This window comes from Labrys neptuniae (assembly GCF_040797145.1).
GTDB classification, from domain to species: domain Bacteria; phylum Pseudomonadota; class Alphaproteobacteria; order Rhizobiales; family Labraceae; genus Labrys; species Labrys neptuniae.
The window spans coordinates 1-14,822 of the sequence record NZ_JBFNQD010000020.1 but is presented as its reverse complement, the minus strand read 5'-3'; the positions used below and the strand labels follow the sequence as shown (position 1 = coordinate 14,822).

The following is a 14,822-nucleotide window of genomic DNA, read 5'->3' as shown; positions in this document are numbered from 1 at the left end:
CATTGTTGCGATCGTTCTGATCGGGGCGTGCTTATGGGTTGTCCTCGGTCTTACGAGTGAAAGGGAATTGATCGCGGGCGTCCCCGCATACGTAGACAAGGCTCAAGTCGCCGCGAGATCATAAGCAGCGCAACTGCTTTCACTCAGCTCTGCAGGGCATCTGCATCTCAATCAAACAACATTCACCGATGACATCGCCATAATGCGAAGTCGGCGAGGGGCGATATCGGTGGTCGAAGTATTGCTGCATAGCAAGCGCCGGTAGCGTGAGCGTTCTAACCCTGACGGTGGGGATCGCGAAGACGCAAATGGCTCCCGAAGAACGTTCGGACTAAAGGGGCGTGCCCATCGCCGCGAAGGAGAACCGACCTCTGTCTCAGCGCCCACCTGGGTCATCGATTAGCGACCAGTATGATAGGGAACTCGCCCACCTGAGCCAGGGCAAGCCGCCCCACCAACCGTATTACTGAAAATTAATTCGGCAGTTATGTCGAAATTCGATACGAAATTCCCGTCGCTTATGTCGCCGGAAGACGTCGCTTCCATGCGCCGGACGGGGCCCACAAGATGATCTGGATCCGGTTTCTGGGCTTCGTTTTTTCCAGCCTTTCGCTTGCGCTTTTGGCTTCGGCAGCCCTGATGGGCGGCGTGATTGCCAGCATCAACAAGGATCTTCCCGACTATCGGCAGTTGGAAAGCTATGAACCGCCGATCATGACGCGGGTTTACGCCGCTGACGGCTCAATCCTTGCAGAATATGCCAGGCAGCGACGAATCTTCGTGCCGATCCAGTTGATCCCCCAGACACTCATCGATGCTTTCCTGGCCGCCGAGGATAAAGGCTTCTATTCCAATCCCGGCATCGACCCGCTTGGCGTTGTCCGCGCGATCGTGAACAATCTGAAGCAACATGGTTCCAATCGGCGACCAATGGGCGCATCGACGATCACGCAACAGGTTGTGAAGAACTTTTTCTTGAACAACGAAGTTTCGTATCGACGCAAGCTGGAAGAAGCAATCCTGGCACTTCGTATCAGCCAAACCTATTCCAAAGACAGAATTCTGGAACTTTATTTGAACCAGATCTATCTTGGTTCAGGAAATTACGGTGTGGCTGCGGCGGCCCTGAACTATTTCGGCCGATCGCTGAAGAACCTGTCCGTCGCGCAGATGGCCTATCTCGCGAGCCTGCCCAAGGCTCCGAGCAATTATGATCCGGTCCGAAATCGTGAAGCTGCCATTGCCCGCCGCAATTGGGTGATCGGCCGCATGGCACATGAAGGTTTCATCACTTTCGACCAAGCCGCTCAAGCTACTCAGGCTTCATTGGTGGCATCGAGCCGCCATGTCCCTTTGGACCATTCCAACGGTGTTTCATATTTCGCCGAGGATATCCGTAAACAGGTGAACGATCGCTATGGCGCCAACGAGCTCAATGAGGGCGGCCTGGTGATCCGTTCCTCCCTGGACCGTCGCCTGCAGGCTCTGTCTCACAAAGCGCTGCTTGATGGCCTGGTGCGCTGGGACCAGCGGCAGGGCTATCGTGGTCCGGTGGCTCATCTCGATCCAAGCCACGATTGGCACAAGGCACTTACAGGATTGGGCCAGCCCGACGATATCGCGCCCTGGCAACTGGCGGTCGTGCTCAAGGTCGATCACGACACGGCACTGATAGGCCTGCGTCACACTCCCGAAGGCAAGCCGCGGGACGCCAGTCGTCTCAGCACCGGTACGATCAACTCGAACGGTGTGCGCTGGGTGCATTCGTTCGGCGGCCATTCCGTGGCGAGCGTGGACGATGTCCTCAAAGCTGGGGACGTCGTGTACGTCGCCCCCGCCAAAGACAGCGGCTCCTTCGAACTTCGGCAGATACCGGAGATATCGGGAGCGATCGTCGTGATGGACCCCGTGACCGGCCGCATCCTTGCGATGGATGGCGGCTTTTCGTTCCAATACAGCAACTTCAACCGTGCCACACAGGCGTGGCGTCAGCCGGGTTCCTCCTTTAAGCCCTTCATCTATGCGGCAGCGCTCGATGACGGCTACACGCCCTCCACCATCGTTTCGGACGACCCGATCAGCATCGATCCAGGTGGCGGACAGCCTTTGTGGAGCCCAGCCAACGATGGCGGAAAATATTACGGTCCACGTCCACTGCGCTTTGGCCTGGAATGGTCCCGAAATGTGATGACAGTCCGGGTTGCGCAGGAGATCGGCATGCCCCTGATTGCCAGCTACGCCCGCCGATTTGGAATTTACGACGACCTGCCACCCTATATCGCCATGTCGCTGGGTTCGGGCGCGACAACGCTCACGCGCATGGTGACGGCCTATGCCATGCTCGCCAATGGTGGGAAGCGTGTAACGCCTTCGTTGGTGGATGAAATCCAGGATCGCAATGGGAGCATCATTTTCAGGCACGACCAGCGCCAATGCCCGGGCTGCAATTCCCCCTCCTGGACCGGGCAGGATGAGCCCCGATTGGTCGACATCACAGAGCAAGTGCTGCCCTCCACGACGGCCTATCAGATCACGTCCATGCTGCAGGGCGTCGTGGAGCGGGGGACGGCAAGGGTCTTGAAATCCCTCGCCCGGCCGATCGCCGGCAAAACGGGGACCACCAACGATTCCAAAGACGTGTGGTTCGTCGGATACTCCCCGCATTTGGTCGCCGGCGTCTATCTTGGCTATGACGTACCGCGCCCCCTGGGCCGCATGGCGACAGGTGGGCGATTGGCCGCCCCCATCTTCGGAGAGTTCATGCAGGCCGCTCTCGCAGGGACACCTGCCGAGCCGTTCCAACCTCCGGCCGGAATAAAACTGATCACTGTCAATCCACGCACGGGGCAGCGAGCCGGCAATGAACAAGGCTCATTGCTGGAGGCCTTCAAGATCGGCACGGCGCCACCAGACAATGGCCCCATCAATGCCTCGTTTCAACAAGGCGGCCGCAGTGTTTCCCTGGGGACCGGCGATCTGTACTGAACGAAATGAGCGAAATTTGAAATTAATCAATTAAATAATTTAAGAAATTATCGAGAATTAACTTTAAAATTATTTAATTAATTTTAGAAATACGCGCCAAAATCTCGCCAATTTTGAATCTATACATGATTGAAGCTGGGAGGCATGGAGTAAAACATAGGGAGAAACCCACCATGCGAATCCGCCTTCTGGCTTCCTCGCTCGTCTTGTCGGGAGCGCTGTTGTCGGCTGGAATGCCAGCCTTGGCCCAGGACCAAACAGGAAAGCCGTCCGGTCTTTGGCTGGCTACGGATTTTCCTGCCCTAACCGAGCGTATCGGCGACGACGCCAGGCTCGACATCACCTTATCCAACGTCAATCGCCCTCTCGCCACCGTGTCTTTTTCCCTGACCGGCCTGCCAAAGGATTGGCAATGGGAGCTCTCCGGCGGCGGCAGGCCCATTTCGTCGGCGATGGTGACCCCCGACCAAAACCAGCGCCTCACCCTGAAGCTCACGCCCCCCAAGGATGCGAAACCGGGAACCTACGACTTCATCGTACAAGGAAAGACCAATGATGGGCAGGCCCTCAGTCTGCCGATCGCCATGACGCTAGCAAGCCAGTCTCCAGCCAAGGTGACCCTGCAGCCCGATCTTCCCGCGCTTCGCGGCACGTCGAAGTCTAGCTTCGACTTCAATGTAGCGGTCAAGAATGACAGCCCTGATGCCGGGACGTTCAACCTGATTGCTACGACCCCCCCGGGCTTCGTCGCAACCTTCAAGGAGCAATATGGCAGCCAGGAATTGACCAGCCTGCCGCTAAAAGCAGGAGAGAGCAAGACACTCAAGGTTTCCATCGCCCCGCCCAAGACCATACCTGCCGGTCAATATGCCGTGGGGGTCGCTGCGACCAGTGCAAAGGCGAAAGGAGAGACACAACTTGGCCTCGACATCACCGGGCAGCCACAGATCAATGTCTCCGGCCCCGACGGGCGCTTGTCCGGACGAGCAGTGGCCGGCAAGGAAACGGATGTGAATTTCACCCTGGCCAATTCGGGCAGTGCACCTGCCAAGAATGTGACGCTGACCGCGCGAGCGCCAACGGGCTGGAAAGCCGAATTCGAACCCAAGGCCCTCGATGCGCTCGCGCCGAACGCCAGCCAGGAAGTCTCCCTTCATTTGACGCCCTCGGGACAGGCAATAGCGGGCGACTACATGGTGAACGTCAGCGCATCGGGGGACGGCGTCTACGACAACGCTGAATTCCGAGTCACGGTAGTGACCTCGACAGTCTGGGGAGCAGCGGGCCTCGGCGTCATTGCGGCCGCTGTCCTCGTGCTCGGCTTTGCCGTGACGCGCTACGGTCGGCGCTGATGACCCCGGTGATCGAGGCCAAAGGCCTCACCAAGCGCTATGGCCAGGCGACTGCGGTCGATGCGCTTGATCTCACCATCGAAGCGGGCGAGGTTTTCGGCCTGCTCGGTCCCAACGGCGCGGGAAAGACGACGAGCATCCTCTTGTTCCTGGGCTTGACCGAACCCAGTGCCGGGCACGTGCGCGTACTGGGCTTCGATCCCTTGCGCGAACCGCTCAAGGTCAAGCGGAAAGTGGGATATCTGCCCGATGCGGTGGGGTTTTACGACCACCTCACCGCAAGAGAAAACCTCACCTACACCGCAAGACTGGGCGGGATTGCGACATCCGAACTGCAGCCTCGTATCGATGCGGCCCTGTCGAGAGTACGCCTGAGCGATGTGGCCGACCGGTGCGTCGCAACCTTTTCCCGCGGCATGCGGCAACGCCTGGGAATAGCCGAGCTGCTGGTCAAGGCATGCGAGGTAGCGATCCTGGACGAGCCGACTGCCGGTCTCGATCCGCAGTCGACCCAGGAACTGCTCGAATTGATCGGCCGGCTGTCGCGAGAAGGAATGACGGTGATCCTTTCTTCGCATCTGCTCAACATGGTCGAGGCGGTCTGCTCCCGCGTCGCCCTGTTTCATCGCGGCAAGGCGGGATTGGTAGGGCGTGTTTCCGACCTTGCACGGCAGGTGCTTGGGGGCTTCCGTGTGACGGAAGTCGAAGCGCAAGGATGCCAGGCAGAAGCCCTGCTGGGTCGTATCGCCGGCGTCACCCGGATATCCTCGTCGGCATCCGGCGTGTTGCGCGTCGAGGCGGACCGAGACCTACGCAATGATATCGCCAAAACGATCATACAGGCGGGAGGTACGCTAAGCCGTCTTTCCTCCGAACGATCCAGCCTCGACGAGGTCTATGTCCGCTATTTTGAACAGGTGACCCATGCAGCGTGAAGGCTCGCCTTTTACCGGGACGTCGACGGTGGCCCTCAAAGAGGCTGCCGATCATATGACGAGCGCCAGGATGCATCTGGTGACTCTACTCGTGATTCTCACTGCGGCCGGCGCGATCTACGGCGCGATCGGTCAGATCAAGGCCAATGTCGGGGAAGATCCGTTTCTCTTCCTGCGCCTGCTGACGACCGCCCGCGAGCCGTTGCCTTCCTTCGTCGCCTTCCTCGGGTTCCTGTTGCCATTGGTCGGCATCGCCTTGGGATTTGACGCGGTGAATGGCGAGTATAGCCGTCGGACAATGAGCCGCATCCTGTCTCAACCCATCTATCGTGACGCGCTCTTGGCGGGAAAATTCCTCGGCGGGCTGACGGTCATCGGCATTTGCCTCCTCGTTCTATGGCTGCTGATAACAGGCATGGGCATTCTCACTTTGGGTCTGCCTCCGTCGGGCGAGGAAATCCTGCGCGGCATCGCGTTTCTCCTGGCTTCACTGGCCTATGCAGGCGTGTGGCTGGCTGTGGCGCTGTTGTTCTCGACGATCTTCCGCTCTCCCGCCACATCAGCGCTCGCGACACTGACCTTGTGGCTGGTGTTCACCTTGTTCTGGGGCATGATCGCACCACTGGCGGCCAGTTTCATCGCTCCGGTCAATCCCTATGATCCGATGACGGCGGTCCATCAGATGGAGGTCTCGCACATGATTGCGCGTCTCTCGCCGAATACGCTCTATGGCGAGACAATCAGCGCCCTCCTCAATCCGGCAACCCGTTCCCTCGGGCTCGTGTTCATGAGTCAACTCGAGGGCGCGGTAATCGGCTCGCCGCTTCCATTCGGGCAAAGCATTCTTTTGATCTGGCCGCAGCTGTCCGGACTGATTGCGGCGATGGTGCTGGTCTACACCATCGCCTACATCGTCTTTCAGCGACAAGAAGTCCGGGCCTGACCGGGAAGCTCAGCACGACGGACGACGCCTCGATCAAAGCAGGTGCCGTCTCGCATTACGGCATTTTAACAAGCCAAATATATCGATATTCGATATATTTGGCTTGTTTTTTTCGAACTCGTTTGGCGTCAGTGTTGGAGGACAAAATGCCCCGTACGATCTGGCAGAATAAAAGCGCGCAGGATTGGCTTCTCGGCATCCTTGCGCTCGCTCTTTTTATCACGCCGTGGGTCGCCGGCACCGGCGATCACGCAGCAAGCTGGAGTGCCTGGCTGGGGGCCATCCTGCTTGCCTATCTCGCCGCGGCGTCTCTTTTCGAAGCGTCGTTGTTCCAGATTTCCCAATGGGAAGAATGGGTCACGACCGCACTTGGGCTCTGGCTCGTCTTCGCCCCGCATCTCCTCGGCTTTGGGACTGATTTTCTCATCGCCTGGGCTCACCGCATCATAGGCCTTATGACGATTGCGGTGTCACTCTGGGCCGAGTGGTCATTCAGACATTCGCCGGTTGCCACCAAGCAATGACAGCTGACTTCATATCCGGCGCGCTACAGCAAGGATTCTGACCTCGACATAACCTCCTCGAGGTCCAGCTTGCTGAAAGAGGGTGGTAGCGAGCGCATTTTACGCGCGGCTTTCACAGCTTAGAACTTACCACCCTCGTTCAACCGATCATTTACCTTGGCAGCAACTCTGGCTTCGCCCCGATTGCCAATCTATATCGAACTTCGATATAGATTGGCACGCTTCTTACATGGGCAGACGACCTCCTTAGGCAACGCAGGCCCTGCGCCGAGCCGCGCACCCGCGCCGATGCTCTCAAGTGGTCAATGCCCCCTTTCTTGCAAGGAATCCACGGAATGCCGGCCGCCAAACGTGTGCCCCGTTGCCCAACGAAGATCACGGCCTTTATGCCTGCCAAGATCCGATGGCGCCGTTATTTGATGTGGCCTCGGCTCTTTGCAGCCATCGCTCTCCTAGTTGGAGGAAGTTTGTCGCCCGCAATGGCGGCATCGCCTCAACTCATGGGCACATTCGGGGACTGGAAGGTCTACGCGGTGGAGGGTTCGAACACTCGGGATTGCTACGTGCAAGCCGTTCCGAAGGTAAGAAGCCCCGATGGCCTGCGCCGAGATCCCGGCAGCATGTTCGTCACCCATCATGCGGGAAGGGCTGCAATGCCGGAAATTGCTGTCTCCCTGGGATTTCCCCTCCGGACGGGAAGCTCGCATAGCCTCCAGATCGGAGGACGCAGTTTCATGGTCTATGGGAAAGGCGAGAATGGCTGGCCACAAAACGATGGGGATCAGGGCAGGATTGTCGAGTTGATGAAAGCAGGTCAACAACTGACCATCGTGACGTTGACTGGCCGTGGAAATCGCAACGTCGATACTTTCTCGCTCACTGGTTTCACCAAAGCCTGGGATCTGGCATCGCGCAATTGCCGCTAGGCGCTTTCGGTCCCGAGTCGATCGGGACCGAAAGCAAGATCGCGGGCAACAGCTCCCTTTCGATTGGCAATCATCACCGTTGAAGGTGGAGCATGCCCATGCAAGCCCATTCACCGTATTTGCCTCTCAACAGCCTGAAGCAACTTGCTGAAAACGTATGGATCGCCGACGGTCCGGAAATACAGATGCGCAGTCTTGGACTGACGATACCTTTTCCCACACGCATGACGGTGATACGCCTGCCATCTGGTGATATCTGGGTTCATTCTCCCATCGCCTGGCACGATTGTCTTGCGGCCGCAGTGGCGCAACTGGGCCACGTATCCTGCCTCATTGCTCCCAACACATTGCATTATTGGTATCTGCCGGATTGGCAAAAGGGCTTCCCGGCCGCCCGCAGCTATGGCCCTCCAGGCCTCGTCGCCAAAACACGTCGCCCGACAAGAATCGACGAAGAGCTCGGTGAGACAGCGCCTCGAGCATGGGCAGACTCAATCGCGCAATGTCTTGTGTGCGGGACCTTATTGACAGAGGTCGATTTCTTCCATCGCTCCAGCCGGACCTTGATACTCACTGACCTCATTGAGAATTTCGAGCCATGTCGAATCCACGCTCGATGGTTGCGCTGGGTCATTCGGCTCGCAGGCGCATCCGATCCAGACGGGAAGGCGCCCTACGACATGCAGTTGAGCTTCCTGGGACATCGGGACCAGGTGCGTTCGGCGGTTCGACGAATGATCGAGTGGAACCCCGAGCGAATTATACTCTCACATGGGCGCTGCTACGACCGCGATGGCCTCAGCGAACTCAAACGAGCTTTTCGCTGGGTACTCTGACGACTTGTCGATCGAATATCTATCCCTGCCCTGTTGATTCCGGTTTTTGAGGCGCCGGACGAAGGGTAAAGGCCTTGGACAAGGCGTGATAGAGCCGCTGCGGGCAGACGAAGGCCGACACGCCATCCGCGATAATCGCGGTCGCCAGCAGTGGCAGGATCATCGCGCGATTGTCCGTCATTTCCGCAATGATCAGCACCGCAGTGAGCGGTGCTCTCACGACGCCGACGAAGTAGCCTGTCATGCCCAAAATAACGACCGCTCCGAGCGGTTCGCCGGGGAAAAACAGCGACAACAGATTCCCGACGCCCGCTCCGGTAGCCAAGGAGGGGGCAAAGATGCCTCCAGGAACACCACTGAGCATGGTTATCAAAGTCGACAGAAATTTAGCAGGACCAAACCACAAGGGTTGGGACTGGGACTCGACCAACATTTTGGCAGAATCATAGCCCGCCCCCCAGGTCTCGCCACCTGTCACGATGCCAAGCATAGCGATTGCAACACCGCACCCAGCAGCCAACGCGATCGGCCGGGAGCGCATGAAGGCAACCGGTCGCCAAGAGGTACTGCCAAAGGCGATCACCGCCTGCGAGAAGAGGCCTCCGCATAGCCCACCAATGACGCCGGCCGCCAACGAGACGACCAAAGCCAGACGGAACGCGATCATCTGATGCACGGCGCCGAAGTAAACATAGTCACCGGCGATGCCCTGGCTGACCAGCCCGGAGATCATGACGGCTGCCATGGCAAGGAGTGCCAGTCGTTGCTGATAGGACGCGGCCAGTTCCTCGATGGCAAAGGCCACACCGGCAAGCGGTGTATTGAAGGCGGCCGACACGCCGGCAGCTCCCCCCGCGATTACCACAGCCGATGAAAGGTCGATCCTGAGTGTGCGGTGAACATAAGCCATGATCGCGGCGCTGACCTGAACGGTCGGTCCCTCGCGCCCTACGGAAGCGCCGACCAGCAGGGCAGCAACAGTTCCTGCACATTTCAAAATAGCGGTTTTCATGGAAATGAGGCCCGCGCCAATCGCTCGCCGCGGATCCGCCGCCCCGGCGATGACCTGAGGGATACCAGAGCCACGCGCGGCTGGCGCGAGGCGTTGTGTGAGCGCCACGAGTGCCGCCAGCCCGAGTGGTGTGATGATCAACGGTGAATAGGGGGCCCGATCAACGAGTAACAGGAACAAGCGCGAAGCCTCGTCTGCAAGCCAGGCAAACGCAAGTGCGACGAGCCCGAGCACGACGGCTCCGACCGTGGTTGCCGTTCGCCGACGCAAAAGCAGTGGCAGGCCCCTTGCTTTCACCCGAAGGCCGCCTTTGCCCCCTCGCAAAGGTTCGTCAGAACGATATGGTGGGTGCTCCCCTTGTAATTTGGCTGGCACGACTTGACCTTCTCCAAAGCAAGAGCGACCAGAGTCCTATAGCCGCCGATAATGCATCGAAGTTCGATATACGCCGCCGAGAGGGGCTCCTCAAGCAGCGATGCCAGTTGTGTCTGGGAGTAAGTCATGACCGAGGACAAACGCCCTTCGCGTCCCGCCACCAAGCGTTCGACGGGGAAAGAGAGCGAGGTGAACTACGATGCTCTGGCCCGGTTTCGTTACGAAATCAGAAAATATCTCGCCTTTTCGGAGGACGCCGCAGCAAAGGCTGGGGTTACACCTCATCAGTACCAGGCCTTGGTTGCAATCAAGGGCTTTTCACGCCACGAGCCTCTATCAGTGGGCGATCTTGCCGAGTTGATGTTCATTCGCCATCACACGGCCGTTTCGCTTGTCAATCGAATGGCCAAGCTTGGCCTGCTTACGCGCGTCCCTGATTCCCACGACAAGCGACGGGTGTTCATTTCACTGACGAATGTCGGAGAAGAACATCTTCGCTCGCTCGCCTCCATCCACGTCGAGGAACTGCGGCGTGCCGGAGCGAATTTCGTTGGGACCCTTCAGGATCTGATGCAGTCGCCGCAATAGGTCGAGGCGATGTGGCAAACTCAATGCGTTGCGCGCCGGAGGGATGCGCTCTTCTTTTGGCCCTCGATCGACGGAAATATCTGTCACGCACAACGGGCAATGACGTATTGCGATTGGAGAGCGAGCTGGCCAGAAAGTCACTGCATCCCAAAGGCCATCAATCGATACCATCGTGTCGATATGACCAGGTTTCTGTAAGCACGTCTTTTCCGGATCTTAGAAATGCCCGCAACTCAGTACCGCCAACGACGGGCAGCTCAACGTCGAAGGTGGCCCGAATGCCGGCAATCTCCGGATTTTTTTGCACGCTGCTTCGAATGACCTGACCGTCCGATGCCCATGCAACCAGTTTAACATTGGCAACATCCAGATTTTTTGAGCCTAAGGCGCCGCCTCGAAAATCAAGGATGAAGCGAATCGTCTGCTCCCGTCCCTTCGACGTCGCGACGCCGGCCTTGGATTCGAACGTGCTGACCGACCGCCCCCCGCCGTGTAGTGGCCCAGCGGCAGAGACAAGTGAATAGCTGAACTGGCTCTCTCCGCCCGCGACCGGTTGCTCGTCGGGAACCCAGCACGCCACGATATTGTCTTCGCTCTCCTTGCGGGCGTGAAGCTCGGTCAACACCACCCTGCCGCTGCCGGGAGCGTGTCCAAAATCCACCCAGTAGCTTGGCCGCTCGTGGTAGCGGGCCTCCAGGTCCTCATAACTGCGAAAAACACGATCGCGTTGGAGCAATCCAAAGCCGTGTGTCCCACTATCGATATAAGAAGACATCGACGATGAAGGAGGATTTCGAAGAGGGCGCCAGATCCATTCTCCAGATCCGGAATGGATCGCCAAACCATCGGAGTCATGGACCTCCGACCGGAAATCATGCGGTTTCTGAAACGTGTTTTCGCCAAAGAAGAACATTGACGTCAGTGGCGCGACGCCCATGCCTGACAGATTTCGGCGGGGATACAGCGTCGCTCGCACATGCAGTTGCGTTGAAGTTCCAGGAGCCAGCTCGAATTCAAAACATCCCGTCACCGAGGGGCTGTCGAGCAGGGCGTAGATCGCTATGACATCGGCATCAAAGGCCGGCTCTCGGACCCAAAACTCTCTGAAATAGGGAAACTCTTCACCAGGCGAGCCCGATCCGATCGAAAGCCCTCTGGCCGACAGCCCATATTGCTGGCCTCTGCTCAGAAATCGGAAGTAGCTTGCTCCGAGGAAGGATATGACCTCATCGAACTTCGTGTCGCTGTTGAGCGGCCAAAGAATGCGGATACCAGCAAATCCCAATGAGCTGGGCAAGGAAGCAAGCTTGTCGACTTGCGTCGACTTGAAATATGTCGAGGAATAGGCGAGCGGCTGGACGATCCCCCCTTTCACGACATTCACATCGACTCGACGTTTGAATATGCTGCCGCGGTGAAACATTTGAAGCCGAAAGCGCGACGGGCCATCCGCGAGGAGCGACTGATCCGTGACATATCGGATGCTTCGGTATTCGTCGTAGTTCAGGTGATCAAGCCAGGATGGTAGATCGAACGATGCCGGTACATGTTTTTCAAGGCTGAGTGCTTTGGCCTTTGCCTTGACCATATCGACGCTGAATTCACTTGCGTCCAGACGACCATCCACAGCACTTATGCCGGTGATGGCGACAAGCGAAGCGCCTGCCAATTGGAGGGCGCCTCGCCTGCTTGTGAGTTCGGATCGCTTCTCCGAGCTCATTATCCGAGATCCCATTGCGCTATGCTTTCGCCTTGACGGCTCTGCTCCGAGCGATACGACCACCTAAGCCGTTTGCCTTGGCAAGTTCGGTGCGTCTCCTCGCGTAGTTGAAAGCAACAGTAGGATAATTTGCCGGCAGATTCCATTTCTTCTTATATTCTTCAATAGTCATATTGTAGTGAGATTGTAGATGCCTCTTTAGAGTCTTAAATTTTAGACCATCCTCCAGACAAACGATGTAGTCATTTGTTACCGATCTTTTGATCGGAACCGCTGGGATTGGCTTCGAAGGCTTCTCGATCACCGCGCCATTCATCGCGATTTTGTCGAAAGCAGCCGCGAGATCGCATATGAGCGTCGATAGTGAACTAGCCTCTACCTGATTGGATGAGACATAGCTTCTTGTGATTTGAGCTATCCTTCGCGCGGTCTGCAGAGATCTGTCGGCGGTATTCTCGACGTCAGCCTCGATCGCCTCCTGATCGCTTCGATCCATGGTCCCCTCCCCTTTATTCGTACCGTTCACTGCCGCAGATCATGATTTCGACGATTGTTTTTGGTATTGGCCGGTCGGATGCGTGTCATTCATCGGCAGGCCGGCGATTCAGCCAGACCGCCCAAAGCGAGATAGCCATTGTCATCGCTCCGATCCCCCAGAACGTAGTTGTGGCGGCGATGCCAAAGGGCTGCCCCACGGCTTCCGGCCCGAACAAGAGTCCTGCTCCCAAAGCGGCGCAAAGCCACTCCTCCCAATCTTCGCCGCGGGAGAATGTCGCTGCAAATCCCAGATAGGCAATGAACAGAGAACTGAACCAGGCGATCCAGGCCGACGGTTTAGCAGCAAACCCAAAAAACCAAGGCGACAAGAACAAGGCGGTTGCCAGTCCGACCAGTGCCCAATCCTGTGCCTTCCTATTGAATATTATCGACCGCCACACGCCCCCTCCACATAGCGACAGAAAAATGCACACGTCAAAACTGTATCGAAGGTCGATATAATGGCCGAGTTAAATTTCGTTAATTGATGTCGCCTTTGGCCAGTCTGACTGACGCATATGAAAGCGTAACAAAGGGCCAGAGGCCCGCCCATGAGACCCTATGGATTAAGAACGGAATGCTCTCGTCCACCAGAGCGGGGCACGGCAAACAGCACCACCCTTGCGACATAGCCGCTTTTGGCCGCATCTGCTGGCATGGAAACAATGGGGGCTTGTCGTCGAGGTCAAGAACTAGTCGCAGGCAGAACGGAGCGGCCAGATTGCCGCTCCGTCCCGTCCTCCCACTCGGCAGTCGACACCGCTCGCCACCTCCACGATATAATGCCTGGCCCTGTCTCCCCTACTCGGCCCTGCGCGTGAAGATAGCCGTTGTCACTGCACGATATTTATATCGAAGATCGATATTCCAAACCAGTTACAAATTGCGTATTGATCCGCGAAGAGCTCCAAGACAGCTCGTTGTCGAAATCGTCAGACTGTCTGAGATCGCTGGATGAGACGTTTACCCTGCGTATTGGCAATGCTGTTGCCTCTGTTCGTCACCTCGGCGCATGCCGGTCGCAGCGAGCAAGCGCACCTTGCATCACAAGCCTGCGTGGCTCTCACTTTTGATGACGGCCCAGAAACCACGTTGACACCACGGCTATTGGATATTCTTGCCGGCGAGCATGTGCATGCCACATTTTTCGTTGTCGGCAAACGGCTCACCTATTCGCCTGGTCTGGTAAGACGAGCTTTCCAAGGGGAGCATGAGATCGGCAATCATACCTTTGATCACCGGGCACTTACGAGCCTCACGGACGACGAGATCGTTGCCGAAATCGAGCTGACGGACGAGGCCGTTATGACAGAGACCGGCCAACGTCCAGATGTCATCCGCCCGCCATGGGGGCTGGTCGATGCCCGAGTTGAAAGGGTCTTGCGCAGGGCGGGTCTCTGGCGACGACAGGCTTTTTGGAACTTCGACTCATTCGACTGGCTTGACGATGAACGTTATATCACCAGCCTCATTGTGTCGGGCGCTCCGCCCGGGGCGGTCATCCTGATGCACGATATTCATGCAAGTACCGTTGCAGCGATACCTACCATTATTCGCACACTCAAACTCAGAGGATTTCGATTTGCGACGCTGGCAAATCTGTCCTCATGCACGCATGGGCTTCCAACGGACCTGGCATCCCAGACCGGGTCAAGCAGATCGTTTGGGGCGAGCGATCCTTCGGTACCTTTCGATATCCTTCACCCCCTGGGTTCCATCCACCAGTTGGAGTTTTACCTAACGCATCATTTCGGCTCTTGAACCGTATCGGCTGAATCAATGTTCTCGGTCGCCGACTTGTTGACAATTGAACGGTAAATTTGGCGAACGTCGCTAATTAAGCGTAATTCGAATCGAGTCCTTATGATTTTCCTTTCCCGCCGCCCATCCTTTCTCAGGAGCTTCCTTGCCACCGAGGCTGCCGGCGGCATCATCCTGATGGCCGTGGCGGCACTCGCCTTGATCGTGGCCAATTCGCCGCTCGGCGAAGCCTATTTCCATACGCTCCATCGCTATGTCGGCGGCCTCAGCCTGCTGCACTGGATCAATGACGGGCTGATGGCGCTGTTCTTCCTGCTGGTGGGCCTGG

At 57.5% G+C, this 14,822-nt stretch carries 14 protein-coding genes; 10 read left to right on the top strand and 4 right to left on the bottom strand.

The window, feature by feature from the left end; translation table 11 throughout:
• Positions 1 to 567 precede the first annotated feature (567 nt).
• The 7 genes from ABXS05_RS30750 to ABXS05_RS30720 all read left to right on the top strand — a co-directional run bounded on the left by ABXS05_RS30750 (position 568) and on the right by ABXS05_RS30720 (position 8,501).
• Positions 568 to 2,985, top strand: coding sequence for a penicillin-binding protein 1A (locus ABXS05_RS30750; RefSeq protein WP_367626537.1), 2,418 nt, complete (start codon positions 568 to 570; stop codon positions 2,983 to 2,985).
• 173 nt (positions 2,986 to 3,158) lie between these two features.
• Entirely contained in the window at positions 3,159 to 4,337 is a 1,179-nt protein-coding gene (locus ABXS05_RS30745; RefSeq protein WP_367626536.1) for a COG1470 family protein, read from the top strand.
• The gene (locus ABXS05_RS30740) at positions 4,337 to 5,272 is read left to right on the top strand and encodes an ABC transporter ATP-binding protein (RefSeq protein WP_367626535.1); all 936 of its coding nucleotides are present in this window, start codon (positions 4,337 to 4,339) and stop codon (positions 5,270 to 5,272) included. Before ABXS05_RS30745 ends, ABXS05_RS30740 begins: the two co-directional genes overlap by 1 nt.
• The gene (locus ABXS05_RS30735; RefSeq protein WP_367626534.1) at positions 5,262 to 6,215 is read left to right on the top strand and encodes an ABC transporter permease; all 954 of its coding nucleotides are present in this window, start codon (positions 5,262 to 5,264) and stop codon (positions 6,213 to 6,215) included. The genes ABXS05_RS30740 and ABXS05_RS30735 overlap by 11 nt, the downstream gene beginning before the upstream one ends.
• A gap of 146 nt (positions 6,216 to 6,361) precedes the next feature.
• Positions 6,362 to 6,739, top strand: a complete 378-nt coding sequence (locus ABXS05_RS30730; RefSeq protein ID WP_367626532.1) for an SPW repeat protein — start codon at positions 6,362 to 6,364, stop codon at positions 6,737 to 6,739.
• 335 nt (positions 6,740 to 7,074) lie between these two features.
• Complete coding sequence (locus tag ABXS05_RS30725; protein WP_367626531.1) at positions 7,075 to 7,665, top strand: invasion associated locus B family protein; 591 nt, start codon at positions 7,075 to 7,077, stop codon at positions 7,663 to 7,665.
• Between the two features lie 92 nt (positions 7,666 to 7,757).
• On the top strand, positions 7,758 to 8,501 hold the full coding sequence (locus ABXS05_RS30720) for a DUF4336 domain-containing protein (protein ID WP_367626530.1): 744 nt from the start codon (positions 7,758 to 7,760) through the stop codon (positions 8,499 to 8,501).
• A 19-nt stretch (positions 8,502 to 8,520) separates the two neighbouring features.
• Here the strand turns inward: ABXS05_RS30720 and ABXS05_RS30715 are convergent, their stop codons facing one another.
• The gene (locus ABXS05_RS30715; protein WP_367626529.1) at positions 8,521 to 9,747 is read right to left on the bottom strand and encodes a chloride channel protein; all 1,227 of its coding nucleotides are present in this window, start codon (positions 9,745 to 9,747) and stop codon (positions 8,521 to 8,523) included.
• Positions 9,748 to 10,014: 267 nt separating this feature from the next.
• On the opposite strand from ABXS05_RS30715, the gene ABXS05_RS30710 reads away from it, so the two are divergent.
• Positions 10,015 to 10,476, top strand: a complete 462-nt coding sequence (locus ABXS05_RS30710; protein WP_367626528.1) for a MarR family winged helix-turn-helix transcriptional regulator — start codon at positions 10,015 to 10,017, stop codon at positions 10,474 to 10,476.
• A gap of 157 nt (positions 10,477 to 10,633) precedes the next feature.
• Here the strand turns inward: ABXS05_RS30710 and ABXS05_RS30705 are convergent, their stop codons facing one another.
• The 3 genes from ABXS05_RS30705 to ABXS05_RS30695 all read right to left on the bottom strand — a co-directional run bounded on the left by ABXS05_RS30705 (position 10,634) and on the right by ABXS05_RS30695 (position 13,134).
• Positions 10,634 to 12,196 (bottom strand): OpgD/OpgG family glucan biosynthesis protein, encoded by a 1,563-nt coding sequence (locus tag ABXS05_RS30705; RefSeq protein WP_367626527.1) that lies wholly within the window; start codon positions 12,194 to 12,196, stop codon positions 10,634 to 10,636.
• A gap of 19 nt (positions 12,197 to 12,215) precedes the next feature.
• Entirely contained in the window at positions 12,216 to 12,692 is a 477-nt protein-coding gene (locus tag ABXS05_RS30700; RefSeq protein WP_367626526.1) for a Ros/MucR family transcriptional regulator, read from the bottom strand.
• 85 nt (positions 12,693 to 12,777) lie between these two features.
• The gene (locus ABXS05_RS30695) at positions 12,778 to 13,134 is read right to left on the bottom strand and encodes an SPW repeat domain-containing protein (protein ID WP_367626525.1); all 357 of its coding nucleotides are present in this window, start codon (positions 13,132 to 13,134) and stop codon (positions 12,778 to 12,780) included.
• A 553-nt stretch (positions 13,135 to 13,687) separates the two neighbouring features.
• Here ABXS05_RS30695 and ABXS05_RS30690 point away from each other — a divergent pair.
• Both ABXS05_RS30690 and ABXS05_RS30685 read left to right on the top strand, forming a co-directional pair.
• Positions 13,688 to 14,494 (top strand): polysaccharide deacetylase family protein, encoded by an 807-nt coding sequence (locus ABXS05_RS30690; protein ID WP_367626524.1) that lies wholly within the window; start codon positions 13,688 to 13,690, stop codon positions 14,492 to 14,494.
• A 102-nt stretch (positions 14,495 to 14,596) separates the two neighbouring features.
• Positions 14,597 to 14,822 (top strand): Na+/H+ antiporter NhaA (locus tag ABXS05_RS30685; RefSeq protein WP_367626523.1); only part of this gene is annotated, 226 nt, incomplete at its 3' end.